The organism is Streptomyces sp. NPDC051173 (genome assembly GCF_040689515.1).
In the GTDB taxonomy this organism is placed as follows: Bacteria; Actinomycetota; Actinomycetes; order Streptomycetales; family Streptomycetaceae; genus Streptomyces.
Window position 1 is genome coordinate 39,757 of record NZ_JBFBBD010000041.1, and the last position, 21,231, is coordinate 60,987.

Annotated in this window: 32 protein-coding genes; 18 read left to right on the plus strand and 14 right to left on the minus strand. The window is 68.5% G+C overall.

Features of this window, described 5'->3' with window-relative positions; translation table 11 throughout:
• Positions 1 to 15 precede the first annotated feature (15 nt).
• Positions 16 to 489 carry a DUF6221 family protein gene (locus AB0435_RS21420; RefSeq protein WP_366427698.1) on the minus strand — a complete coding sequence of 158 codons (474 nt, stop codon included), beginning with the start codon at positions 487 to 489 and terminating at the stop codon, positions 16 to 18.
• Positions 490 to 831: 342 nt separating this feature from the next.
• Here AB0435_RS21420 and AB0435_RS21425 point away from each other — a divergent pair, with 342 nt between their 5' ends.
• Positions 832 to 1,293, plus strand: coding sequence for a hypothetical protein (locus AB0435_RS21425; RefSeq protein WP_366427699.1), 462 nt, complete (start codon positions 832 to 834; stop codon positions 1,291 to 1,293).
• A 91-nt stretch (positions 1,294 to 1,384) separates the two neighbouring features.
• On the opposite strand, the gene AB0435_RS21430 is transcribed toward AB0435_RS21425, so the two are convergent.
• The 10 genes from AB0435_RS21430 to AB0435_RS21475 all read right to left on the minus strand — a co-directional run bounded on the left by AB0435_RS21430 (position 1,385) and on the right by AB0435_RS21475 (position 7,481).
• Positions 1,385 to 1,822 carry a hypothetical protein gene (locus AB0435_RS21430; protein ID WP_366427700.1) on the minus strand — a complete coding sequence of 146 codons (438 nt, stop codon included), beginning with the start codon at positions 1,820 to 1,822 and terminating at the stop codon, positions 1,385 to 1,387.
• Entirely contained in the window at positions 1,819 to 2,244 is a 426-nt protein-coding gene (locus AB0435_RS21435; protein WP_366427701.1) for a hypothetical protein, read from the minus strand. The genes AB0435_RS21430 and AB0435_RS21435 overlap by 4 nt, the downstream gene beginning before the upstream one ends.
• Before the next feature lie 87 nt (positions 2,245 to 2,331).
• Positions 2,332 to 3,174 carry a helix-turn-helix transcriptional regulator gene (locus AB0435_RS21440; protein ID WP_366427702.1) on the minus strand — a complete coding sequence of 281 codons (843 nt, stop codon included), beginning with the start codon at positions 3,172 to 3,174 and terminating at the stop codon, positions 2,332 to 2,334.
• Entirely contained in the window at positions 3,171 to 3,707 is a 537-nt protein-coding gene (locus AB0435_RS21445; protein WP_366427703.1) for a DUF6879 family protein, read from the minus strand. The genes AB0435_RS21440 and AB0435_RS21445 overlap by 4 nt, the downstream gene beginning before the upstream one ends.
• A 1-nt stretch (position 3,708) precedes the next feature.
• Positions 3,709 to 3,918 carry a hypothetical protein gene (locus AB0435_RS21450; protein ID WP_366427704.1) on the minus strand — a complete coding sequence of 70 codons (210 nt, stop codon included), beginning with the start codon at positions 3,916 to 3,918 and terminating at the stop codon, positions 3,709 to 3,711.
• 139 nt (positions 3,919 to 4,057) lie between these two features.
• Positions 4,058 to 4,594, minus strand: a complete 537-nt coding sequence (locus tag AB0435_RS21455) for a DUF6879 family protein (protein WP_366427705.1) — start codon at positions 4,592 to 4,594, stop codon at positions 4,058 to 4,060.
• A gap of 293 nt (positions 4,595 to 4,887) precedes the next feature.
• Positions 4,888 to 5,352, minus strand: a complete 465-nt coding sequence (locus AB0435_RS21460) for a hypothetical protein (RefSeq protein ID WP_366427706.1) — start codon at positions 5,350 to 5,352, stop codon at positions 4,888 to 4,890.
• Positions 5,353 to 5,434: 82 nt separating this feature from the next.
• The gene (locus tag AB0435_RS21465; protein WP_366427707.1) at positions 5,435 to 6,628 is read right to left on the minus strand and encodes a hypothetical protein; all 1,194 of its coding nucleotides are present in this window, start codon (positions 6,626 to 6,628) and stop codon (positions 5,435 to 5,437) included.
• Positions 6,629 to 6,733: 105 nt separating this feature from the next.
• A complete protein-coding gene (locus tag AB0435_RS21470; protein ID WP_366427708.1) occupies positions 6,734 to 7,066 on the minus strand; it encodes a hypothetical protein in 333 nt (110 codons plus the stop codon).
• Positions 7,067 to 7,157: 91 nt separating this feature from the next.
• Positions 7,158 to 7,481, minus strand: coding sequence for a helix-turn-helix domain-containing protein (locus tag AB0435_RS21475; protein ID WP_366427709.1), 324 nt, complete (start codon positions 7,479 to 7,481; stop codon positions 7,158 to 7,160).
• A 169-nt stretch (positions 7,482 to 7,650) separates the two neighbouring features.
• Here AB0435_RS21475 and AB0435_RS21480 point away from each other — a divergent pair, with 169 nt between their 5' ends.
• From AB0435_RS21480 to AB0435_RS21540, 13 genes are all read left to right on the plus strand, one after another.
• Positions 7,651 to 8,106 (plus strand): hypothetical protein, encoded by a 456-nt coding sequence (locus AB0435_RS21480; protein WP_366427710.1) that lies wholly within the window; start codon positions 7,651 to 7,653, stop codon positions 8,104 to 8,106.
• Between the two features lie 377 nt (positions 8,107 to 8,483).
• On the plus strand, positions 8,484 to 8,645 hold the full coding sequence (locus AB0435_RS21485) for a hypothetical protein (RefSeq protein WP_366427711.1): 162 nt from the start codon (positions 8,484 to 8,486) through the stop codon (positions 8,643 to 8,645).
• A complete protein-coding gene (locus AB0435_RS21490) occupies positions 8,642 to 8,863 on the plus strand; it encodes a hypothetical protein (RefSeq protein ID WP_366427712.1) in 222 nt (73 codons plus the stop codon). Before AB0435_RS21485 ends, AB0435_RS21490 begins: the two co-directional genes overlap by 4 nt.
• A gap of 72 nt (positions 8,864 to 8,935) precedes the next feature.
• Positions 8,936 to 9,997: a hypothetical protein gene (locus tag AB0435_RS21495; RefSeq protein WP_366007982.1), complete on the plus strand. Its 1,062-nt coding sequence runs from the start codon at positions 8,936 to 8,938 to the stop codon at positions 9,995 to 9,997.
• Complete coding sequence (locus AB0435_RS21500; protein ID WP_366007981.1) at positions 9,994 to 10,143, plus strand: hypothetical protein; 150 nt, start codon at positions 9,994 to 9,996, stop codon at positions 10,141 to 10,143. Before AB0435_RS21495 ends, AB0435_RS21500 begins: the two co-directional genes overlap by 4 nt.
• 13 nt (positions 10,144 to 10,156) lie before the next feature.
• Positions 10,157 to 10,303, plus strand: coding sequence for a hypothetical protein (locus AB0435_RS21505; protein WP_366007980.1), 147 nt, complete (start codon positions 10,157 to 10,159; stop codon positions 10,301 to 10,303).
• A complete protein-coding gene (locus tag AB0435_RS21510) occupies positions 10,300 to 10,959 on the plus strand; it encodes a hypothetical protein (protein ID WP_366427713.1) in 660 nt (219 codons plus the stop codon). Before AB0435_RS21505 ends, AB0435_RS21510 begins: the two co-directional genes overlap by 4 nt.
• Positions 10,960 to 10,973: 14 nt before the next feature.
• Positions 10,974 to 11,471 carry a hypothetical protein gene (locus AB0435_RS21515; protein ID WP_366427714.1) on the plus strand — a complete coding sequence of 166 codons (498 nt, stop codon included), beginning with the start codon at positions 10,974 to 10,976 and terminating at the stop codon, positions 11,469 to 11,471.
• Positions 11,471 to 12,133 (plus strand): hypothetical protein, encoded by a 663-nt coding sequence (locus AB0435_RS21520; RefSeq protein WP_366427715.1) that lies wholly within the window; start codon positions 11,471 to 11,473, stop codon positions 12,131 to 12,133. The genes AB0435_RS21515 and AB0435_RS21520 overlap by 1 nt, the downstream gene beginning before the upstream one ends.
• 147 nt (positions 12,134 to 12,280) lie before the next feature.
• The gene (locus tag AB0435_RS21525; RefSeq protein WP_366427716.1) at positions 12,281 to 12,817 is read left to right on the plus strand and encodes a hypothetical protein; all 537 of its coding nucleotides are present in this window, start codon (positions 12,281 to 12,283) and stop codon (positions 12,815 to 12,817) included.
• A gap of 151 nt (positions 12,818 to 12,968) precedes the next feature.
• Positions 12,969 to 13,340: a hypothetical protein gene (locus tag AB0435_RS21530; RefSeq protein ID WP_366427717.1), complete on the plus strand. Its 372-nt coding sequence runs from the start codon at positions 12,969 to 12,971 to the stop codon at positions 13,338 to 13,340.
• A gap of 184 nt (positions 13,341 to 13,524) precedes the next feature.
• The gene (locus tag AB0435_RS21535) at positions 13,525 to 13,899 is read left to right on the plus strand and encodes a hypothetical protein (protein WP_366007975.1); all 375 of its coding nucleotides are present in this window, start codon (positions 13,525 to 13,527) and stop codon (positions 13,897 to 13,899) included.
• Positions 13,900 to 14,053: 154 nt separating this feature from the next.
• A complete protein-coding gene (locus tag AB0435_RS21540; RefSeq protein ID WP_366007974.1) occupies positions 14,054 to 14,440 on the plus strand; it encodes a hypothetical protein in 387 nt (128 codons plus the stop codon).
• A 26-nt stretch (positions 14,441 to 14,466) separates the two neighbouring features.
• Here AB0435_RS21540 and AB0435_RS21545 read toward each other — a convergent pair whose 3' ends face one another.
• From AB0435_RS21545 to AB0435_RS21555, 3 genes are all read right to left on the minus strand, one after another.
• Positions 14,467 to 15,414 (minus strand): D-alanine--D-alanine ligase, encoded by a 948-nt coding sequence (locus AB0435_RS21545; protein ID WP_366007973.1) that lies wholly within the window; start codon positions 15,412 to 15,414, stop codon positions 14,467 to 14,469.
• A gap of 28 nt (positions 15,415 to 15,442) precedes the next feature.
• Entirely contained in the window at positions 15,443 to 16,750 is a 1,308-nt protein-coding gene (locus tag AB0435_RS21550) for a PLP-dependent aminotransferase family protein (RefSeq protein ID WP_366007972.1), read from the minus strand.
• Between the two features lie 158 nt (positions 16,751 to 16,908).
• Entirely contained in the window at positions 16,909 to 18,225 is a 1,317-nt protein-coding gene (locus AB0435_RS21555; protein ID WP_366427718.1) for a hypothetical protein, read from the minus strand.
• Between the two features lie 123 nt (positions 18,226 to 18,348).
• Between AB0435_RS21555 and AB0435_RS21560 the strand changes: the two genes are divergently transcribed.
• From AB0435_RS21560 to AB0435_RS21575, 4 genes are all read left to right on the plus strand, one after another.
• Positions 18,349 to 19,134 carry a class I SAM-dependent methyltransferase gene (locus AB0435_RS21560; protein WP_366427719.1) on the plus strand — a complete coding sequence of 262 codons (786 nt, stop codon included), beginning with the start codon at positions 18,349 to 18,351 and terminating at the stop codon, positions 19,132 to 19,134.
• 203 nt (positions 19,135 to 19,337) lie between these two features.
• Positions 19,338 to 19,634 (plus strand): hypothetical protein, encoded by a 297-nt coding sequence (locus tag AB0435_RS21565; RefSeq protein WP_366427720.1) that lies wholly within the window; start codon positions 19,338 to 19,340, stop codon positions 19,632 to 19,634.
• A gap of 28 nt (positions 19,635 to 19,662) precedes the next feature.
• On the plus strand, positions 19,663 to 20,103 hold the full coding sequence (locus AB0435_RS21570; protein WP_366427721.1) for a hypothetical protein: 441 nt from the start codon (positions 19,663 to 19,665) through the stop codon (positions 20,101 to 20,103).
• Between the two features lie 378 nt (positions 20,104 to 20,481).
• Positions 20,482 to 21,186 (plus strand): hypothetical protein, encoded by a 705-nt coding sequence (locus tag AB0435_RS21575; RefSeq protein WP_366427722.1) that lies wholly within the window; start codon positions 20,482 to 20,484, stop codon positions 21,184 to 21,186.
• Positions 21,187 to 21,231 lie beyond the last annotated feature (45 nt).

A 21,231-nucleotide genomic window follows, 5' to 3' on the forward strand; every position in this document is an offset into this window, starting at 1 on the left:
GGGTCGGTCGACTCCTCAGGGCCGCCATTCCTCGCGATAGTCCGGATGATCGGCGTAGGGCAGGGCAAGCAAGCAGATGACGGGCCCCATGATCCGGAGCTGACGGATGAATTCGCTCTCACGCTGATGCAGGCGGCCGAATTCATCCGGATCCTCCCTGAGAGCCAGACTCATCTGCGATTTGATGCCCTCGCGCGCTTCCAGAACCGCGGCATAGTCCGCCGCAATTCGTCGCTTGACCTCGACCTCGGCGAGGACGCGCGCGGGCTGATGCCGGGCTATGTGCAGCGCGTTCGGGACGCCGTAACCATCGGGCACGCGACGGCAGTCAGCAACCGCAGTGCCGTAAGGCCGGCCCTCCGCTGCATCGTCAGCGTGGACGCCGGCCACGTGGTCGTGGCGAAGCCATGGCGCAGCGAAGGCGTCGCGTGCGATCCGCTCGTCTTCATCGAGACGGGCGCGGAAGAACGCCACCAGGTCGGCGCTCATTGGTCCGCCCGCGGAGTCGACCAGGGGCCAGCCGGAGGGCGTTCGGGGAGCTTGGCTCCCGGGCGGCGCAGGTACCAGGCGATAAAGGAACGCACGAGGGTCGCACGCTCCGTATGTTGACTCTTGGCTGCGTCGTCGAAGGCGAGCCATTCCTCGCCGATGCGCACCTGGCGCGCTGGTGTCTTGGGGGCGTTTGGCATGGGCAAACGGTATCTGGGTGTAGCTGCGACCGACAACCACGTCACCCGATCGGGTGTAGCTACAGGCGGTCCCGTCAAAAGCATTGCGGTGTAGCTACACCTAGGCGTACGGTGTAGCTACACCAGGACGCAGGGGGACCAGATGAAGCGCACCGCCCGCCAGACCACCAACCTCCGGATCACCCCCGACGAAATCAACTCCGCCAAGCACGACGTCACGTGGGGCGACGACCACCTGGGCGTCATCTTCGACGAGACCCCCGCCGCTCTCTCCCGCGGCGGCTGGGCTGCCTGGTCCCCGAAGGCCGAGAGCCGGGACGGCATCGTCGGCTTCTTCCCCACGAAGGAGGCCGCCGCTGCGGCCATCGCCAAGACGCACGGCATCGACGCTGTGTTGGAGGAGCAAGAGGAGCGCTGCACCCCGATGGCCGGCGGCAAGGTCCACACCATGGCCCGCTACCTGGTAGACGAGGAAGCGTGGCCCCTCTGCCGCAGCGGTGGCATGGATAGCCGAGGCACCCGGTACCGCTCCACCACCGAGCCGCTGTCCTGCACGGCCTGCCTCGACAACGCGCAGCGGAGGGCCCGCCGTGCGGCCGGCTGACCGACTGCTAGTCAGTGCCTCAACGATCCGAAGGGCGTCGCCCAGCGCGCCACGGAGCCTTTCGACGAGCGGCGCCGTGGCCTCCAGGGCGTCACCTGTAAACCCCTCCGGCGAGGCTGCCGCCGCGGCTGAACGCGGCACCCAGGTCTACGGGATCGGTCAGGAGGCCGGAGCCGTCGGGCTTCTCCAGCCAGATACGACCGCACAGGTACTCGTGGGCGGGCGGGCACCGCAGGGGCCACAGCGGTGGACGCAAGATCAGCAGGGGCAAGTCGACTAGGTGTTCCTCCGCACCGTCGGCCACAAGCCACCAGACGACCGAAGCTTCGGCCCAGGCCAGGACGGGACCAAGCCTCTTGGCCCGGCCCAGCACCTGCATGGCGTCGACGGACCGCAGGAGCGGGGCCTCAACGGCCCTCCACTCGGTGGCGGGGACTGCTGCAAGCTCCCCGGCTTTCCAGGCGCTGCGCACCGCGCCGGGGCTCGGGGAACAGGAAGCGAGCCAGGTTGTCCCAGGGTGTTCACTCATGAGGCGGCCCTCGCGGCAGCGAGTGCCGTGCGTAGTCTCTGGCGGCTGACGAGGGGCTCGGGGCGTGAGCATCGGGGTGGGGCGATCCAGTGGAGTCCGGTGGTGTCCGCGTCGAGAGTGCCGTTAACGCCGACATAGGAGCACTCGCCGAAGACCAGGGTGCCGGGCTCGTCCCATTGGTCGGCGGCGCCGACGGGGACGAGGAAGTAGAGGCGGGGCTGCGGGCCTTGGGGGTCGCAGATGATCGGGCCGGTGCGACCGTCGGTGATCTGTTTGAGACGGGCAGCGGTGGCGTAGGCGAGGGGCCCGTCGATGGCGATGGCGTCCCACCAGCGGCCGGCGGCGACGGCGTCGATGACCCGCTCCGGGGGAAGCCATGCCGGGCGGTTACGGCAAAGGTTGGAGACGAGCGGCGTTCTCATGAACGGGACCGTAAAGAGTCCCGTTTCTCATGTCCCGCTGTGTTTCTCGTTGTTTCTCATGGGGGCGCGCAGGTTTCGCGATGTTGTTCACGAGAGGTCCAAGGACGCCCTTGCTCGGGCAATGAGCCGGTGCGCGCGCTGCCCATAGACGGCCGCTTCGTTGAGCGCATCCCAGACCTTCAGGTAGAGCGTGACCTCGTCGGCTGCGTCGAGCCACATCTCTGTGTGCCACGTCTCGGCGACAACGAGCCGGTGGTCGTGGATCCAGAAGTCGTCACCAGTCGCAATCTTCACTGGTGCGGCGAGAGGGATGATCCCCAAGGAAACGGTGTCGAGCCCGTTGATGGACATGAGGCGGTCGAGCTGCGCCATCAGTACAGCCGGCGGGCAGATGCGCACGTGAAGCGCCGCCTCCCAGATCAGAACCTGGTACTTCTTCCCGCTGCCGTACAGCCCTTCCTGGCGCCGCATACGGGACCGCACGCCGTCCTCGATGTCACGCACGGCGCCGTGCAGCTCGGCGTACCGGGAGAGGACGCTGCGGGCGTATTCCGCAGTCTGGAAGATGCCGGGGACCACAGAGCCGGTGAATCCACGGAAGCTGGTCGTCTTCTCGTGCTGCGCGCCGATGGCGTCCTGGACTGCACGGTGTCCGCCTACCAGCTGCCGACGCCAGGACCGGTACGTGGATTCCAGCCCCGCAAGGCGCCCCTTCAGCTCCGCGGCAGCCTCGGGCCGGCCAACACCTTGAGCCCAGGTGTCGAGGTCGGCCGCGGTGGCGGTCTGCTTGCCGTTCTCCAGCTTCGAAATCTTCGAGGGAGCCCAGGCGCATCGTTCTCCCATGCCCCGGACAGTGAGCTGGGCCTCGGTGCGCAACTCACGGAGCCGCGCACCGAGGGCGATCCTGGCTTGTTGGAAGTCAGTGCTCACACACGGAAAGGTACCCGCGCCTTGAAATGGGAGCTGGGGATGGCGTGATGCCATGCGGCGTCACGGACCTGACACGCACGGACGACGCGGTTGGGATCCTCCGTGACATCGACACCGAGCATGCGGTCCTCAGCATCGAAGTGCAGCGTCACCATCACCCGGGAGTCGAAGATCCAGAAGTCCTCCGCAGGCAGACCAAGACGCTCGGCGTCCGCGCGCCACAGGTTGCGAATGTCCTCCCCAGCAGCCGCGTTGAACTGCGCTCGGTGCAGGAGGTACAGCTGCCCTTCCGTGGGCGGGGCGTCTACTACGCGGACGCGCTCGAACCGCTTGCCCTCAGCTGCCTGACGGCGCCGCTCCTCGTAGTACGGATCCGAGAGATCTTCCTCTGCGCGTTCGCCCCGCAGAAACTGCTGGTACTCCTCGGTCTGCCGGTCGGAGTCGTAGCCGCAGCGGGTCTCCAGGCGCCAGGCGGTGTGCTCGAAGTCGCTGAAGTAGTGGGCCACGTCCGAGAAGGGGATCAGGTCCGGCACGTCACTCCTTCGGGGCGAAGCGGGTGAGGAGCTCCCGCGGGATGACGACCATGGTCTCCCCGTCTTTACGGCCGTACATCTGCTCGCGGTCCTCCGGATCGGTGACCTCGTCGCCCTGAACGAGGATGTCACCGGTGTCCAAGTCCTCGAAGAGGGCGGGGCAGCCGGTCTTGTCGGAGGTGCTGCCAACGAAGCGGAGCCTGCGGGCCATGGTGGTCCCCTCTCATCCGCCGGCCGGGTAGCCGGTCTGCCGCGCACCGTACCGGGTCGATCAAGAAACACGACAGGGCTGGTGCGCACCTCGCGGAGCCGCGCTCCGGGGACGATCCGAGCGGTCAGAAAGTCCGTGCTCAACCACCGGAGCGGACCCCTGCTTGGAATTCCCGTGTAGCCACGGCGTAGTGCCATGCAGCGTCGCGGACCTGGCATGCCCGCAGAACCGTCTCGGCGTCGTCCAGGACGTATACGCCGAGAGTCGTGCCTTCGTCATCGATAGCGAACTTCACGACGGTCGCGGAGTCAAACAGCCAGAAGTCGCACTCCGGCAGGCCCAGGCGCTGCGCCTCTGCCCGGGTCAGGTTCCGGATGTCCTCCCCGGCCTCGACGTTTCCGAGTCCGGATGCGAGCAGGAAGCGCTGTCCATCGGTGGGCGGCTCATCGACCAGTCGGACTCGTTCGAAGCGCTTGCCCGCTGAGGTCTGGGCTCGGACGTTGGCGTGCCAGGGGTGATCAGCCTTGTAGCCGGATGACTTGCCGGCCTGCCACTCCTGCCACGACGGGCTCTTGCGGTCGGAGGCGTAGCCGCGCTGAGTCTCTAGTCTCCATGCCGTGTGTTGGAACTCCTTGAAGAGGTGCGTCACTTCGGCGAACGGGATCAGGTCCGGCATGCCACTCCTTTGGTGTGAACCGCTCAGACAGGTCACCCCGCCCTGAGAGGGGCGGGGTTCTCTTCTGTCTGCTCTCTCGGTTGGCGTTCTCCCCGGAGCCTGGGCACGCGCTCCGGTCGTCCAGCTTGTCTACTCGCTGGTGATCGGCCACCGGCTCGCCAGGCTCAGCGCCGACATGCGCTCCGCACTCGGGACAGGTGCCCGCACACATTCCAGGGTCGAACCGCACCATGAAGACCTCCCGTAAGTAGGTCGTGCATCCCCTGATGGTGCGGCGCGCCCCGGAAAGTGCGCTAGACCGCCTCCGGCAGGTCGAATGCCCGGGGGCCGGGGGTCTGCCCGGACCGGAGGGCATGCTCGAACACCATGTGGATCCGTGAGCCGTTGTGGAACTTCACGCCCAGGCCCGGGTTCATGTTCGGTGATTCGCCGTGCGAGTACCCGTAGGCCTCCGTGATCTCCGGGCAGCTGGAGTTGAGGAGCGCCGCGGCGAGGTACAGCTCGGCGTCCCGCACCGGGATCTTGCCGCTCTGGAGCAGCGCGGGGTAGGGAACTTCGGCCGGCGGTTCGGCTTCGATTGGCACCTCGGGCTCGTCGGCTTTCTCGCCGGCGGCCGCGGTGTAGGTGATCGCGGACCAGATCTGAGCACCGGACGTGAACGTGATCTTCAGTCCGAACGGTCTCTTCGCCCCTCCCTGCCAGGGCTCCACCGTCCGGATTTCCGGCGCTTGGGCCATCGCTTTGATGGCGAACTCCATGAATCGCTGCGGACGCATTACTGATCGTTCCTTCCGTGACGGCCGGCCCAGTCTAGGAGCGGACCGCCACCCGGGGGTCCAACTAAGACACGTGAGCCTCCGTGGCACCCACGCGGCCCTCCCAGGCGTCGGGCTCGGTATCGGGGGTGTCCTTGCAGTAGTCGCACACGGTGACGCCTGGCTCGACGCGGCGGGCGGCGCACCGCGGGCAGAGCTCCCAGCCCAGGTGCTCCCCGCACATCAACTCGCCGCGGATGGCCAGGCGCTGGCAGAGGCCGCCGTCACCGTCGCAATCACGGAGCGGGCCCCGGCCGGCGGCTGCGGCTTCCAGGGCGTCGTGCTGCTCGGTCCAGGACGGTGGGCTCGGCGTAGTGTCGGCCGGGCCCGGTTCGTAGCCCCGGTCGGCTGCCCGCTGTTGCGGGAGTCTGGGGGCGCTCGACGGTGCCGGGCCAGCCATCGCCGCTCGCAGTCGGGATGCCACGACCGCGCCGACCGTCGTACGCACTGGTACCGGTAGTGGGCGTCCCGCGATGATCTGCCGCAGATGGTCCGGCAGCCAGCCCTCGGCCAGCATGCCGGTCACTGCCAGGCCCTGGTCCGCGAGGGTCTGTCCCGACAGCAGGAACTCCGGCTGCTGCGCCCCGATGGCGAGGAGCAGCTCCACGCCCGGGGTGAGGGCGACGGGCCGCTCCTGGGCGGGCGGTTCGTTCCGTCGTCCACCGGATGGTGCGGGCGTCTGGTCCTGGTCGTCGATGCTGCTGGTGCTTCCGCCCGTCCCTCCGTCCGTGTCGGCGGTCTCGCTTTCGCGTGCGCACGCGTCAACTACGGACGGAAGGACGGGGGGCTTCGTCTTCTGCTGGTTGGTCTTCTTGAGGTTGTTCTTCTTAAGGGGGCGATCAGCCACCGTAGGCTGAACCAGCGTAGGTTCGACCTGCGTAGGCTCAGCCACTGCAGGTTCCGACCTGCGGTTTTCCAACTCCGCGTCCCTGCGGAACAGCTCGGGCTGGTCGGTGATGAAGTACACGGTGCCGCCGAGCGTGCCGTCAGCGCGCCGCTCCCGGACACGGTTCAGATAGCCGTACTTCTCCAGGTTCCGGAGCGACGTCTTCACGGCACAGATGCCATCGGTGGAAGAGCATGCTGCGATGGATTCAGCGGTGACGCCGAAGCCGTCGCGGTGGGTACTGATGAGCCCGAACACGCCCTTGTCTCGGAAGCTCAGCCGCGGGTCACGGAAGAGCGCGTTGCGGATCTGAGTGAAGGCGTCGGCAGCCATGGGGCCGCGTCGGATGCGCCCGTAGTTCAAAGGTTCTCCAGCGCTTCAGAGCGTGGGGGAATGGCCGCCCGGCGGGAATCGGGCGGCCGAAGGAACGGGCGACGGCTACGCGGTGACGGAGACCGGGGCCGCGTCGAGGAGGTTCACCAGGCCCTCAAGGCGGGCGGCGAACGCGCGGAGCTTCACTGCTTCGGCACGGGCCTGCTCGGCGGTCAGGTCGGCCCCCTCAAGGCCGACGAACGGCCGGGATCCGGAGAGGTGCAGCAGATGCGCGGTAAGGTACGCGCCTTCATCGGCCTTCACGGAGGAGACGCCGACCTCGGCACTGGCGTGGTCCCAGTGATCGCCCGGGATGACGCACCAGGCGTACACGGTGCAGGAAGCCGAACCCGGGCGAGCTGAGGTGGTGACCATGGACGCGGTGGGCTTAGAGTTCACTGGATTCCTTTTTGACGAGACGAATCACTGATCAGCGGGCTGCAACCTGCTGATTACTGCGGCCGGGCGGCTCCACACCGCCCGGTCGTACTTATTTGTTCGGCGCGCCGTCTGCCTCGTCGGCGTTTTGCTTCCGGCGGTCGCTCCACGACCCGCTGTGATCGCGCAGGGTGTCTTGCACTGTGCCGAGCGACACCCCGACCTCCGCCGCGATCTTCCGGAACGACATGCCTTCAGCACGTAGCTTCTTGATCACGTTGCTGCGGTAGCTCTTCAGTCGCGAATTCCGCTCTGGCTGGTCCTTCAGCAACCTGCTCACCGCGCGTGCACGCGCAACGTCGTCGGACATTGCTTCCACGCCGTCTAGGGCGTCGAACACTCGCTGCACCTCCTCCCCTTCCTGACCCTCGCTCACATCCGCGCCCTTCTCATTCGGGCGGGCTGCTTGCCTTGAGCGTATGGGGTCCCATACGCTCAAGGCAAGCAGCCCACGCTGCCAACGAAAGACGGCCCCGGTCGACGCTCGCAACGTCATTGACCGGGGCCAGACCACCCGACGCCTGTAAGCCGTATGGGAGATCCACGTGAAGGTTACCGACCGCTCCCCGCTTCAGCCCACCCCCCGCACCGTCCCCGTCTCAACCCCCGGTGCCCGCCGCGGACGACGAGCCATCGCCCGCCACCACCTCGCCGCCGCCCGCACCGCCACCCGCGCCCTCGGCTACCGGACACTCAGCGGCAACATCGCCGCCGACGTCACCAACGGCCGCCTCACCCGTACAGGTGATTTCCTCGACCGCATCGGCGGCAGCGACCTCCCCGACGGTCAGAAGTCCTGGTTCGGCCGCCACGTCGCAAAGGCATTCCGCACCGCCCACGACGGCGCCGACGCCATCCGCGTCTGGGCACAGCACCGCACCACCAGCCACTGGGTTCACGTCCACGTCTACAACCCCACCGACCCCGCCCTGTACACCGCGCTCCAGACCTACAAGGCCACCCGCCACCTCGCCGCCGCCGACTTCACGGAGTGCGCATAGACCAACTTCAACGCCCCCGCCCGAGGCTCCGTCGTTGTCGGCATCATCGGCCGCCACGCCGGACGCACCGTCCAGATCACCCGCACCGCCGACGGCACCACCGGTCACATCACCATCGCCCCGAGCCTGGCCACCCTGCTCACCGCAACCGCAGACCGGCTCGACGCCAACAACCCGCACGCCATCCTCCGCGACGCCGAGTTCCGTATCGAGGCCCGGCTCACCGTCTGGGACTGGCACGGCAGCTACGCCGACACGACCGTCACCAGCCGCGATCTGCACCGCATCCTCGACGCCGCTGACGCCTTGTCCCTCGCCGGGGCGACCCGTGCCGAGTACGCCACCCGGCTCCGCCTCCACGCGGACGGAGTGGCCCTGTGAGTGCCAAGGAGGAGGAGCCCGACGGTACGCCGCGCGAGAGCAGCGTCACCGGGCCCGCGACTGTCGACGCCTGCCGCACCGATTACCGCGACGGCGCAGACGTACGGGCCAAGGCCGACAAGCAGTGGGCCGACGAGCGGCGGGGGGCGCGCCGGTGATCCACGCCGTCTTCCACCCCGACCGCACCGTCATCGAGCAGTTCAGTGACAACCAGCACCCCCACGGCTCGCTCTGGCTCGCCACCCGGGCCCTGGAGCTCCGTCATCGCCATGTCCGGGGCGCCTTCGTTGACGGGCTCTGTGAGCCCCACCAAGAGCCGCGCACCGTTTGCCGCCAGTGCGCGGGCGAGACCGGATACTCCGTCCGCGGCGGCTGACCCACCGAACTGGCCGGGCCCGCCACACACCCCGCGGGCCCGGCCCCCTTTCTCTCCGCCCAGGAGCAGCACGTGAACCGTCTCGTCTGGTGGGCCAGCCTCACCCTCATCGGCTCCGCCGCCGCTGGCACGACCGCCTGGTCTCTCTTCGTCGTGGCCCACGACATCTACGGCGTCCCCGCACTCCTCGCCGCCGGTACCTCCGTGGTCTTCGACGGCGCGGCCATCGCCTGCCTCCACCTCGCCGGCGAAGCGACCAAGGCGGGCCGCTCCGCTTTCGGACCCCACTGCGCCACCCTCGGCCTGGCAGGCGTCTCCGTCTACCTCAACCATCTCAACGCCGTGCACATCCACGGTGGCACCGGCGCGTTCCTCCTCTTCGCCATGCCCACCGTCGCCCTGCTCCTGCTGGCCGGCCTGGCCTGGTCCGCGACTCGTGCCCGGCTCCGCGAGGAGCAGGGGGAGCGTCCCTTGTCCATGCCGCGTTACGGCCTGTTCGGGTGGCTTCTGGCGAGCGAGGAGGCGTGGAAGGCGACCAAGCATCGGGCCGTCACTCACGTCACCGGCAGCCCGGCACGTGATCTGGTCAAGACCCGGCCGGTCGGACTGGCGTCGGCGACCGAGCGGCTGCGTGTCCACTTCGCCGGCATGGATACGGCCGAGGCGATCCGCTTCGCGCATAGCGCGCGCCCCGCAGCCACGCCTCAGGAGCTGGCCGACGATCTGGCGCTCTACGGCATCAATGTCACGCCCGTCGGCGTCGCCTTGGTACTCGGTTTCCAGCCCCCAACCGCCACGGTCGAGCGCTCGGACGCTGTCCGGACAACCCCGGACACCTTGCCTCCGCAGAAACCCCACAGGCCGCTGACCAGTGCGGACATCCTGTCCGGACAGCCGGACAGCACCGCCGATGCCGCCCGTCAGCTCATCAGCCTCGGCATTACCGACAAGATCAAGGCCGTGCCTCTGATCATCGACGCCCTCGGCCTCGACGCGGCACGCCAGCGCGACAGCGTCCGCCGGGCCTTTGACCGCGAGATGGACAAGCACCAGGCGCCCCGCCCCGATCCGGATGGCGAGCAACTGGCCATCGACGACAACAGCGTCGGCAAGGGCGGAGGCGGCTACGTATGACCGTCCTCGCCTGGCTCTGGCCCGTACAAGCCGCGCTAGCCGCCCTCGGCCTCATCACCTACGCCCGCCGCGCCCCGGGCCCGTACGTCCTCCCGGCCCTCGTCGCCGTGGCCATCGTCTCCGCCGTCGCGCTCATCACCCAGTGAGGAACTCGCGCCCGTGCTCGCCCTCCTGATCCTTTCCGGCCTGCTCTACCCGCTCATCGTCCGCACCTTCGCACCACACGACCCCAGGGCCCGCCGCCTTGCCGTGTTCTCGTTCGTCCTCGCGCTGCTCCTGGCCCTCGTCGCCTGGGACCGGTGGTGACAGTGGACGAGCCCGTCACCCCGACCCGGATCATCCCAGCCGACCAGCCCGTTCCGCCCCCGCCCGATTACCCGCCCACGGTCGGTTCTCCGGCGCCGGACTGGTGGGAGGACCTGGACCGGAACGAGGAACCGTTCGCTGCCCGCCCGGCTGCTCCGCGGCTGCCGTGGTGGTGGGAGCCGAAGCCGCTGCTGGCGTCCGCCTCCGGGACAGAGGCGGACGTCGACCCCGGCGAGAGCGAAGAGCCACTGGCCGCGCCAGCCGCCGAGGAGCCCGGCTCCGAGGACGACCCCCTGGAACCCAGCCAGCCGGGCACCTGGTTCGTGTCCGACCCCGGCTACTACCCGGCCCTCCCGGCCCCGCGTCCACCCGCCGCCCTGAACCCGAAGACCCGGGCCGCCCTCTACAACGCGGCCGCGGCCGGCACCGGATACGCCTTCGGGCTGACCCCCATGCTCGGCGGTGCCATCACTGCCGTCGGACACAGCAGCATCAGCGGCGCCCTCGTCCTCGGTGGCGGCACCTGCCTGTTCACCGCTCACTTCTGGGACCGGCGCACCCGCCACTGGTGGCCGCCCATCGCCTGGGCCGCCCGTGTGCCCCTGGCCTCCGCCGTCCTCGCCCTGGCCCTGTACGCGCCCGCTTCCCACATCTGACGAAGGATCACGACATGCAGCACCTCGTGACCACGGCCACCTTCAGCACCCACAACGGCCAGCTCCTCGGGTCCGTCGGCTCCGGCGGCGTCGCGATCGCCCTGACCGGCGTCCTGATCGCCGGGATCCGCCAGCCCAAGGGCTCCGGCGGCCCGGAGGGCGTGGGCAATGGGAAGAAGGGCAGGATCCGCCACCGGCTCACCAGCGAACAGGCTCAGTGGACCGGAGTCGCCGCAGGCACCTGCTACACCGTCGCCGGATCCATCTGGACCAACGCCGGAGACTTGTCCAACGCCTTCGCGTCGGTCTTCACCAGCGGGGGATTCGGAACAGCCGGTCTCGGCGCGGTGAGCACTCTGCTCGCCGGGATCATGTACTTCCGCGAGCTCGCCCCCGCCCGCGCCGCCTGGACCGGCATCATCGCAGCGGGAGTGTGGGCCCAGGCCGGAGGCATCTGGGGGCTGCCCGAAGCCGTGATCCTTACCGGCGCGCACGCCATCGGCGCCCTCTGATGACCAGCACCGACACGACCCCGGACCCCGCAGAAGCCACCGGCGGACGCCACCTGCCCGGCTGGCTCCCAGAGTTGCGCCCTTACCTGCTGCCGAGGGAAGCGGCAGAAAGCCTGTGCGCCGGATCGTCGGCGCTTCTGGGCCGCGGCTGGGCGTGGGTGACGGCGGAGGACTGGCGTACCGCCCTCACCCGCCTCGGGTATGCAGGCGGGGGCGGTTACGTGGTCGTGTACGCCGCCGCCCACACCCCGCTCGCGCCGTTCGCGATGCCGGTCGGCGCGCTCGTCTGGTGCGTGGCCGCCTGGATGCACTCACCATCCTCCACCGAGCCGCCCGGGGACGGCATCCAGGCTCCTGCCGCACCTCCTTCCGGGAGCCCCCTCCCTGCGCCGCACGCTCCTCTCGATCCGGTGGCATTCCTCCCCTTCCTCCGGGCCCTGATCGGGGACCGGAACGGGGTGCTCCTGCGGGACCTCGTCACTGCCCTCCGCGAGGCCGGCGCGCCCGACGACTGGGGGATGGTCCAGACACGCCAGCTGTGCACCGCCGCCGGGGTCCCCGTACGGCGCTCCGTCAAAACGCCCAACGGCACCTCTCCAGGGGTCCACCGCGATGACCTCCCGGCCGCTGACGCCCCCTCGCCTCTCCACATCTCCACGTAGGGATCCAAGGACGGTAGTTCGCCAGGTAGTCGCGCGCTGACCTGCAACAACTACCCGCCGACTACCTCCGGACTACCCCCGACTACCGGGACAACTACCCCTGCCCAGCCGCCCCGACCAGGGCTGCCGAACACCTAGGAGACCTCCGTGTACAACATCCGGATCACCGCCGAGCTCACCAATCAGGCCGGTGCACCCGTGCTCGTGGAGCGCACCGAGGACCGCACCGGGCTCGCCCGTCACGACCTCGCCTCAGGCCTCCACATCTTCTACGGGTGGCGCTGCGGCGGCTGCGATCAGAGCGCCTGTCTCACTGCCGGGCGCCCTGAGGACCTGGCGGAAGCAGCGGCCCGAGCCGACGCTGGGAAGCATGCGTCGAGCTGTTCGCAGCCGCTCATGGCAGTAAGTCAGGACCGCCATGATGGCAGTCCGCACGACCATGACCGATCCACGGCAGAAGGGGACGACGACGTGAGCGATCGAGTGGATGTGAAGGTGTTGCTGCTGTTCGGCGACCAGGCCGAGATCACAGCTGACGCGGCCGACGCCGAGGGGGTGCAGCGGTATCCGGCGGCGGACGTCGCGACGGATGCTGGGGTGGCTGTCTCGCAGTTGCCTGGGATGAGGCTGACGGCGCTTGTTGGGGATGACGGGCGTCTGTCGGAGTTCCGCACGGCTGAGTGATCGTCTGGGCCCCGCCTCATCCGTTGATCTAGGAGGCGGGGCTTTCCTCCACCTCGGGCGTTGCAAATAGGTCCTTCAGTGCTGTAAAGTAGCACTCGAAGGAAGGGGCTGCGAACCCCGACCCGACATCCACGACCGGAAGGTTGATCACATGTCCGACGCATTCGACCCCGACACCAGCCGCACCGTGCGGCGCCTCATGGACTGCTATGACCTCCTCACCGAGGTCTGCGCCAGCCTGCCCCTGCCGATCTCACTGCCCCAGGAGGTCGGCCCGGGGCACTGGAGCGACCGCGCCGACGCCGTCGCCCGCACCGCAGAACTCGCCTACGAGGTCCCCGCCAGTTGGGAGGTGCGCGACAGCCTGAAGTGCGCCTGCCTGTTCTGGCTCGCCGCCTCCGACCTCCTACTCGCGCAAGCCATGGAGCCGAAGCGGTACCGCCCGGAGGCCGCAACGGCAGTACTCCTCACCGCAGAGGACTACCTCCACGACACCCGGCGTGACCTCGGAATCGAGGGCTAGCCAAGCGGCACCACCAAGCTGCCCCCGGCGCGACACCGGGGGCGGCCTCACGCGCGACCCCAAAGCCGGGACGTGAACAGCGAGAGGGGTGTTGTAAAAAGGTACTCGACTAATGTAAAGTGGAACTCACAGGGAAGGGGCTGCGAACCCCGACCCGACATCCACAGCCCGGAAAGGGGCCAACATGAGCGACTGGCAGGAACTCACCGAAGAGGACTTCCTCGGTCGGATGCTCCGCAGCTACACCTGCATCGGGATGGTCTGCTCCCTCCTCCCCATCCCCATCAGCCTCCCCAGGCCCGAGATTGGCGGCCGCTTCGGCGACCACTACGACGCCATCGTCCGAGTCTCCGAAATCAGCGAGGAAATCCCCGTACCCGAGACGGTCGCCGCAGCGCTGTTCACCAGCTGCACCTACTGGCTGACCGCCTACGACGTCTTCACCGCGTTCATGGGCGACCCGCAGGAGCACAGGGCGAACGCCTTCGCCCTGTGCGTGCTGGGCTCCGAAGGGGCCCTGGAAACCGCTGTCGAATGGCTGGCCGGCGAAGAGGAGTAACCCCACCCGCCTCAACACGCCCCCGGCAGCCAGCCGGGGGCACCCCCATATGAGACACAGAAAGACCGGCGGGGCCGAGCCGAAGCTCTCAGCCCGGAGGCTGTTGCGAAACCCCGCCGGTCACATCCACATCCCCGAAAGGACGCAGGACCCCATGGTAAACCCGCCCGGCGAAATCCTTCCCGAGATCGAAAAGCGCTACAACCGGACAAAGCGCACGGTGAAACGCTGGACCACCCAGCCCGGATGGCCAGCCCCCATCGGCAAGCGCGGCCGCTGGCTGGAGTACGACCCGGCCGAGGTGGACGAGTGGGTACGAGAGAACGTCGACCGCCCGACAGTCGAACTCGAACCCGAGCGCCTGTACACCGCACAGCAGCTCGAAGCCGCCGGTGCCGGCATCACCGCCGAAACCATTCGCGCGGACCTCTCACGCGGCCGCTGGCCCAAACCCGACTCAACCGAGGACGGGGTCAACCGCTGGTACGGCTCTGCCGCACAGACCGCGCTCTCGAACCGACGCGCGTACCGCCGGAAGTGATCGTGCATCCACCCCTGTTCCGGGCTTCAAAGGTCTCCGCATACTTGAGCGACGAGGCCGCCGAACAGGGCCGCTAGGTCATGGCCTGCGGCTTGGAGAGCGACCGGATAAGTGCTGGTCTGCGTCATGCCCGGTGCCACATTGGTTTCAAGCACGTACACCTCGCCGGTCTGGGTCACGATCGCGTCCGTGCGGGACAAGTGGCGAAGGCCGAGGGCGCGGTGGGCCTGGACTGCGACGCGAGCAGCTTCGGCAGCGACGTGATCGGCGAGGCGCGCTGGGGTGTGGAAGTCGACTGCGCCAGCGGTGTAGCGGGCACTGTAGTCGTACATGCCTTCGGCAATGATCTCCACCGCCGGGAGCGCGGTGGGTTCGCTGTCGATGTCCGTGACGGCCACGGCGATCTCGGTTCCCGTGATGCGCTGCTCGATCAGTACCTCGGGGTGGTAACCGAGAGCGGAAACGAGGGCCAGCGGGAGCTGTTCGGCGGTCTCCACGAGGCTGACGCCGAGCGCGGAGCCGCCCGCACGCGGTTTGACGAACAGAGGCAGCCCGAGGCGGTCGAGGACAAGCCTGGTGAGGGCAGCCGCGCCGAGGTCGTGGAACGCCTGCTGGGGCAGAGTCACCGACGCGGGCGTAAGGAGCCCTGCGCGCGTGAAGGCTGCCTTAGCGGTGGGCTTGTCGAACGCAGCCCGGCAGGCGGCCGGGGGCGCGCCGATGTAACGGACACCAGCCAGCTCCAGAACCTCCTTGATCGTGCCGTCTTCTCCGACAGTGCCGTGCAGCAGCGGCAGAACGACACTTGGCGGGTCCTGCGTGAGATCGCGGAGGAGCGTGGCGTCGACGTCGCGCTGTTGGGCGTCGATTCCGGCCCGGCGCAGGGCCTGGGTGACGTGTGAGCCCGACCGCAACGACACCTCGCGTTCGGGGGACAGACCGCCCGCGAGGACAAGAACCGACTTGAGATCGCTCATGGTGGCCATCCGGAAGAGAGGGGAGTGGTCAGGGGAGTTCGGGGGCGGGTGTCTGCGGGCCCTGGCCTGCACGGCCGAGGGTGGTGCCGAAGGTATCGCGCAGGGTGATCTCCCGGGCGATGACGTCACCGAGCCGCTGGACGCCCTCATGGATGCGTTCCGGCGTGGGGTAGCAGAAGGAGAGGCGCATGCTGGCCCGGCCGCTGCCGTCGGCGAAGAATCCCGTGCCGGGCACATAGGCGACACGGGCTGAGGTCGCACGCGGCAGCATGGCCCTCGCGTCCAGGCCCTCGGGCAGCGTTGCCCACACGAAGAACCCGCCGGCCGGTGTCGTCCAGGAGGTCCCGGGGGGCATGTGGTCGGCCAGGGCAGCGAGAAGGGCGTCCCGGCGCTCGCGGTACATCTCGCGGAACACCTTGAGCTGGTCCGTCCAGGGCTGGGTCCGCAGGTAACGGTCCACGGTCATCTGCGCGAGCGGGGAGGGGGAGAGGACTGCGGACTCGGCTGCCAAGACCAGCTTGTCCTTCACGGCCGCGGGTGCCAGCGCCCAGCCGACACGCAGTCCAGGTGCGAGGGTTTTGGAGAACGAACCCAGGTAGACAATGTCCGGATCATCGGCGCGCAGCGCCCGCATCGGACCCCCGTCGAAGTGGAGCAGCCCGTATGGGTTGTCCTCCACCACCAGGACACCGGCTCGGCGGCAGATTTCGATCACCTGCCGCCGCCGGCTGGCAGTGAGGGTGACGCCAGCGGGGTTCTGGAAGGTGGGGATTGTATAGAAGAGTTTGACCGTGCGGCCCTCAGCACGCAGACGGGCGAGGGTCTCAGCGAGGGCGTCGGGGATGACGCCCTGGTCGTCCATGGGGACGTGCGCGACACGGGCTTGGAAGGCCGCGAAGACGTTCAGTGCGGTGACGTAGGTGGGGGCTTCGGCGATCACGGTGTCGCCAGGGTCGATGAACACCCGGGCCACGAAGTCCAGAGCCTGCTGTGAGCCGGCCGTCACCACGATGTCGTCCGGCCGCCCGTGGATCCCCTCCAGCGCCATGACGTCGCAGATGCTCTCGCGGAGAAAGGCATCCCCCTGCGCGGCTCCGTACTGAAGCGCTACCGCACCCTCCCGGGCCACCAGGTCACCGATCAGCATTCCCATGCCTTCCAGGGGGAGAGCGCTGATGTTCGGCATTCCACCGGCCAGGGAGACGACTTCCGGGCGCGAGGCCACGGCGAACAAGGCCCGCACCTCAGAGGCGATCATGTTCTTCGCGCGTGCGGCGTACTGCCCGTGCCACGGATCGAGCGTCGAGCGTTTCTCGGGTGAATCATCGGGCTGCATCCGCCGGGCTCCCTCACCGTGACCTCATAACGCTTCGGAGGCTAACGAGAAGGCCGTTGCCGCGCGCGGGCATTCAGCAGGTTTCGCACCACCGAAGGAGCCCTGGCACGCCCATACGCAGCCAGGCGCCAGGACAGCGGTGCGCTGTCGCTCCGGGGTCAGGCGGCCCTGACGATGTCACCCAGCTCACGGACGGAGGCCACCGTGCGGTGTTGAGGCGGGACGGACCGGTATACCTCCCCCGCCCTGGTCAGCGTCAGGCCCTTTCGGTACTCGGCAGGCAGAGCGTGGAGAACATCGGCCGTCTCGCGGCACGCCCCCTCAATCTCGCCGTCCTTGCTGAGGCACAGGGCCCGGTCGATCCGCAGGAGTGCCGGGGCCATGCGACTCGATGCGGAACACAGCTCCAGTGCCCGCTCCTGGCTGGCCAGCGCCCGCCGCGTATCACCCAGATGGGTGAGGGCCTGCGAGAGGTGCACGTGGTGCTTCTCTTCGCAGTACCCGAACCACGTATCCGCCCGCTGCTCCCCCTTGAGCCGGCCCGCGATCCTTTCGGCGTCCGCCAAGGCCGTCCGTGCCTTCTCCGGCTGGCAGGTCAGGGCATAGGCGCGGGCACTGACGACGGCGGCGAGGGCGGCTGCAACGCTCGGCTGGGAACCTGCCGTGGCGCGGGCCCTCTCCGCGATCTCAGCTGCTGCCCGGGGCGCGCCGAAGTTGAGCGGGACCATGGCGTGACGGGCCAGGACCCAGGCATGAAGCCCCCGGTCGCCGGACTCCTCTGCGGCCCTGCCGGCCGTGTGGAACCACGCCGCAGACTCGCGTCGGTCCCCGAGGTCGTGGAGAACGATCGCTGTCATCCCCGCGAGTTGGGCGGTCGCCCGGCACAGGCGGGCACGATCGGCTACGGACAAAGGCAGGCTGAGGAGCGGGCGCATGTCGTGGAAGTCGGCGGCGAGGTCGGCCAGGCGCTCGCCCGGCGGCTGCCCGTGATATCCGTAACCGTACTGCTCAACCGCCGACTCCCAGAGCCCGATGTCGGAGGTGCTGCTGGTCAGCGTCATGTCAACGGCGCGCCGGGTCTCGGCGAGAGCGGCCAGTCCGGCAGTGGTGAGTCCTGCGGCGAATGCGCCGCGCAGGACGAGGCGGCGCTTCATGGGATCGTCTCCGTTCACTGGGTGAGTGGAGGTGCTCTCCCAGGGTCTCTCAGCAAGGCCCAAGAGGGGACCGGGAATCCGCAGTCCGTCCGCGATGCGTTCGATGACCGGGAGAGAGGTCACCTGCCCCTCACCGCGTGCAAGCTGGCTCACCCGCTCGGGCTTCAGCCCGCAGGCTTCCGCGATCCGCATGTAGCTGACGCCGCAGGCATGGACGGTGGCAAAGACGACGCCGAAGTCCCGGCCTGCGAGGGCACCGGTCAGGCGGTGGTCGGCGATCAGGTCAACGGGTATCGCAACCGATGGCAGCGAATCGTCCACGGAATCCCCCAGATCTCCGGAGAGCCTGGAGGACGCTACCCCGTCAGCGGGCCCCCATGAGGGGGTTACGCGCGGGTTCACGGAGGAGTGGAGTTGCTTTCCGCCACCGCGACCTTCGGGAGGATGACGCTCATGACCTACCTCGGCGAGACCTACGGGGAGAAGACCGCCGATCTCTACGACACGCTCTACGAGGACTTCGCGCCGCCGCCAGGGCAACTGGAACTGCTCGCTTCCCTGTCCGGGGCGGGCCCGGTCGTCGAGGTGGGCGCCGGCACCGGCCGGATTGCCGTCCCCCTCGCTGAGAAGGGCATCTCGGTGATCGCCGTGGACGCGTCGCCGGAGATGACCGCCCAACTGGAGCAAAAGAGCCGAAATCTGCCCATCGTCCCGATCACCGCTGATGCTGCGGACTACGTCGCCCCTGAGCCTGTCCCACTGCTCTTCGCGGTCTTCAACACCTTTTTCCTCCTCGCCCAGGAGGACATCCAGCGCGCCTTCCTGCGCAACGCCGTCCGCACTCTGCGCCCAGACGGCGTCATGGTCTTGGAGACCTTCGCGCCCCGCCCCGGACAGCGCCTCCCGGACGGGCCGCACCCCGGCGTCTTCCCGGTCGACAAAGACCTTGTCCTCAAGCGGCAGTTCGACGACGCAGTTCTCCTATTCAGCGCCGAACGGCACGCCGCACGAGGGGAGTTCCACTACCGCGAGGTACTGATCCGCGACGGGCAGCCCAGCCGGGTACTCCCTGGCAAGATGCGCTACTGGGAACCCGAGGACATCGACGCCCTGGCCAAGGACGCCGGCCTCACCCTCAAGGAACGTCGCGCCGACTGGGATGGCGGCCCATACCGGCCTGGCGTGAGCGCCAAGCACGTCTCCCTCTACACCCCTGCCCTCTCCCGCTAGCCTCCACACGCTCCGGGCGCGTGATGGTGGCCAGCGAGCTGAACGCCACCACCTTCCCGAACGGATTTCCGTTACAGCGGAGTCTGTGAACTCCCCGGCGCCAAGCAGGCAGGTGATGCCAGACTCCCAGGTGCGCTTTCGGCCAACAGGCCGAAACGAGAAAGGAAGGCGGTGCCATGACGCCAGGATTAAAACAACGAGCAATGGCGCAGAGGACTGCCCTGCTGGGCCGCTTCAAGAAGCTGCCGCCCATCTGGAAAGCCGTCGCCCTCGTAGCGCTCGCCGTCATCGGCTTCTTCGCCGCGAAGTTCATCCTGGCCCTCGTCGCCAGCCTCATCATGGCGGTTCTCGCCGGCCTCGCGATCCTGCTCCTCCCGTTGATGCTCATCGTGGGCCTCACCAGCGGCGGGGCGAAAAGAGAACGCGACAGCTACGAGACATGGTGCGAAGAAAACGACGGCCGAGGCCGCTACCACTCCGACAGCGGCGTACCTTTCTAGCCCCGGCTGGACAGGAAGGGCGCCAGGGATGTCGACGTGGAACGGAATCGGGACGAAATTCCTCGGATACAGCCGGGTACGCCCCGATGGTACCCACCATGCCACAGAGTGGTTCGTCCTCAACTTCATGCCCGTCATCCCGTTACGCCGGTACCGACTGAAGGTCGGGGCGACCACGTACACCCCGGGTTCGATCTCCGGGAGCACCTCGGCCACCTCTTTCGAGCTGTTCGGCCGCACGCGCCTGAAACTGCTGGAGGTCCTCGCCACCTACATTGCGTGGTGGATCATCGGGCCCGGAATCGCAGCGTCACCGTTTCTCCTCATGAGCTGTATCGATACCGATTTCGGCCGCGGGTCCTCCTTATGGCGCGGGGTCGTGGTGATCGCTGGCCTTCTCTGGGTCGTGGGGGCGCCAATGACCCTGATCATGGTCACCAACCGGGTCCGCAAGCTACCGCTCATTTGAAATGAGCCGCCCTGCTGGAAGACAGTCCGCTCCTGCCCGGCCAGGCAGGAGCGGACTGCGGAGACGGCCACGACCGCCGGCGCGGGGCGGCCTTGCGGGTCCGGCGGATGACAGCGGGATGGAGCGCGGCGGCAGCGATCTGGGCATGGCAGACGTTCACGTGGCCCCCGTGATGGTGCGGTAGTGGCGTGGTGAAGCTCCCTCCGTGCTATGGCATGGGCTTGTGGGGGCCCGCGTGCTGTACCAGAGCTTGGGCTGGGTTTGGCACCGGCTTGAGACTTCGGGCCGCGCCGTGTCAGCCCTGGTGCTCCTGACCCGCGATGCACACTGTGGGTAACGCCATGCCCTGCGGTCCCACGAGCTGCCGAGGAGCCCACCGTGCGCCACACCGCCGACGACCCCGAGTACGACTGGCCGACATGCTGCGCATGCGGCCGCGACCTGTGGCACACCGAACTCGGCCGTCATGTCTGCCGGATCTGCGAGGACAAGACCGCCGCTCGGCTCACCGAACTGCCAGCCCTCTTCACCCAGCTCAACACCATCGCGGCCCTGACACGCGGGGCCCGCCCACCGGAGGCGGCGACCTCCGGGTCGAGAGTCCCACCGATCCCACCGCGGCTCGACGTCCTCTCGCTCACCGCTGCCGGCGGGGCGGCGACACGGCTGCGGGACATCGAGGACGCCTGGCGTACTGAGCTCCGCCGGACAGCCCCGTCCTGGACCGTGGCCCCCTGGCGCGGCTGCCCCGCCGAGGCCGTACCCGAGCACGTCCGGTTCCTGGTCAACAACCTGCCCTGGGCTGCTGGCTGTTACGAGTCGATCGGCCAGGACGTCGAGGATGTCCGCCATCTCCACGCCGAGTGCACCGCCGCTCTGTCCGATGACCGGAGACCCGGCCGGGTCGGTGTCGGTCTCTGCCCGGTCGTCCTGGATGACGGGCTGTGCGCGGCGCCGCTGTTAGCGTCGGCCGTCAGTCACCGGATCCGGTGCGGGAACTGCGGCACGGAGTGGGCCGACATGGCCGCGTGGTGTGTTCTCCGGCGGCAGCAGGAGGCAGCGCAGGCTGGCGAGGCAGCTTGAAGCAGCGCCTGCTTGACAATTCAACGGACCGAAGTGATGATCTGA

Bases quoted from the DNA above. Each gene is read 5' to 3' on its own strand.
- AB0435_RS21540 (WP_366007974.1), top strand. From the start codon at position 14,054: ATGGTAAACCCGCCCGGCGAAATCCTTCCCGAGATCGAAAAGCGCTAC.
- AB0435_RS21460 (WP_366427706.1), bottom strand. From the start codon at position 5,352: ATGGAGTTCGCCATCAAAGCGATGGCCCAAGCGCCGGAAATCCGGACG.
- AB0435_RS21520 (WP_366427715.1), top strand. From the start codon at position 11,471: ATGACCAGCACCGACACGACCCCGGACCCCGCAGAAGCCACCGGCGGA.
- AB0435_RS21435 (WP_366427701.1), bottom strand. From the start codon at position 2,244: ATGAGAACGCCGCTCGTCTCCAACCTTTGCCGTAACCGCCCGGCATGG.
- AB0435_RS21425 (WP_366427699.1), top strand. From the start codon at position 832: ATGAAGCGCACCGCCCGCCAGACCACCAACCTCCGGATCACCCCCGAC.
- AB0435_RS21550 (WP_366007972.1), bottom strand. From the start codon at position 16,750: ATGCAGCCCGATGATTCACCCGAGAAACGCTCGACGCTCGATCCGTGG.
- AB0435_RS21500 (WP_366007981.1), top strand. From the start codon at position 9,994: ATGACCGTCCTCGCCTGGCTCTGGCCCGTACAAGCCGCGCTAGCCGCC.
- AB0435_RS21545 (WP_366007973.1), bottom strand. From the start codon at position 15,414: ATGAGCGATCTCAAGTCGGTTCTTGTCCTCGCGGGCGGTCTGTCCCCC.
- AB0435_RS21450 (WP_366427704.1), bottom strand. From the start codon at position 3,918: ATGGCCCGCAGGCTCCGCTTCGTTGGCAGCACCTCCGACAAGACCGGC.
- AB0435_RS21465 (WP_366427707.1), bottom strand. From the start codon at position 6,628: ATGGCTGCCGACGCCTTCACTCAGATCCGCAACGCGCTCTTCCGTGAC.
- AB0435_RS21420 (WP_366427698.1), bottom strand. From the start codon at position 489: ATGAGCGCCGACCTGGTGGCGTTCTTCCGCGCCCGTCTCGATGAAGAC.
- AB0435_RS21565 (WP_366427720.1), top strand. From the start codon at position 19,338: ATGGCGCAGAGGACTGCCCTGCTGGGCCGCTTCAAGAAGCTGCCGCCC.
- AB0435_RS21570 (WP_366427721.1), top strand. From the start codon at position 19,663: ATGTCGACGTGGAACGGAATCGGGACGAAATTCCTCGGATACAGCCGG.
- AB0435_RS21560 (WP_366427719.1), top strand. From the start codon at position 18,349: ATGACGCTCATGACCTACCTCGGCGAGACCTACGGGGAGAAGACCGCC.
- AB0435_RS21535 (WP_366007975.1), top strand. From the start codon at position 13,525: ATGAGCGACTGGCAGGAACTCACCGAAGAGGACTTCCTCGGTCGGATG.
- AB0435_RS21455 (WP_366427705.1), bottom strand. From the start codon at position 4,594: ATGCCGGACCTGATCCCGTTCGCCGAAGTGACGCACCTCTTCAAGGAG.
- AB0435_RS21515 (WP_366427714.1), top strand. From the start codon at position 10,974: ATGCAGCACCTCGTGACCACGGCCACCTTCAGCACCCACAACGGCCAG.
- AB0435_RS21530 (WP_366427717.1), top strand. From the start codon at position 12,969: ATGTCCGACGCATTCGACCCCGACACCAGCCGCACCGTGCGGCGCCTC.
- AB0435_RS21430 (WP_366427700.1), bottom strand. From the start codon at position 1,822: ATGAGTGAACACCCTGGGACAACCTGGCTCGCTTCCTGTTCCCCGAGC.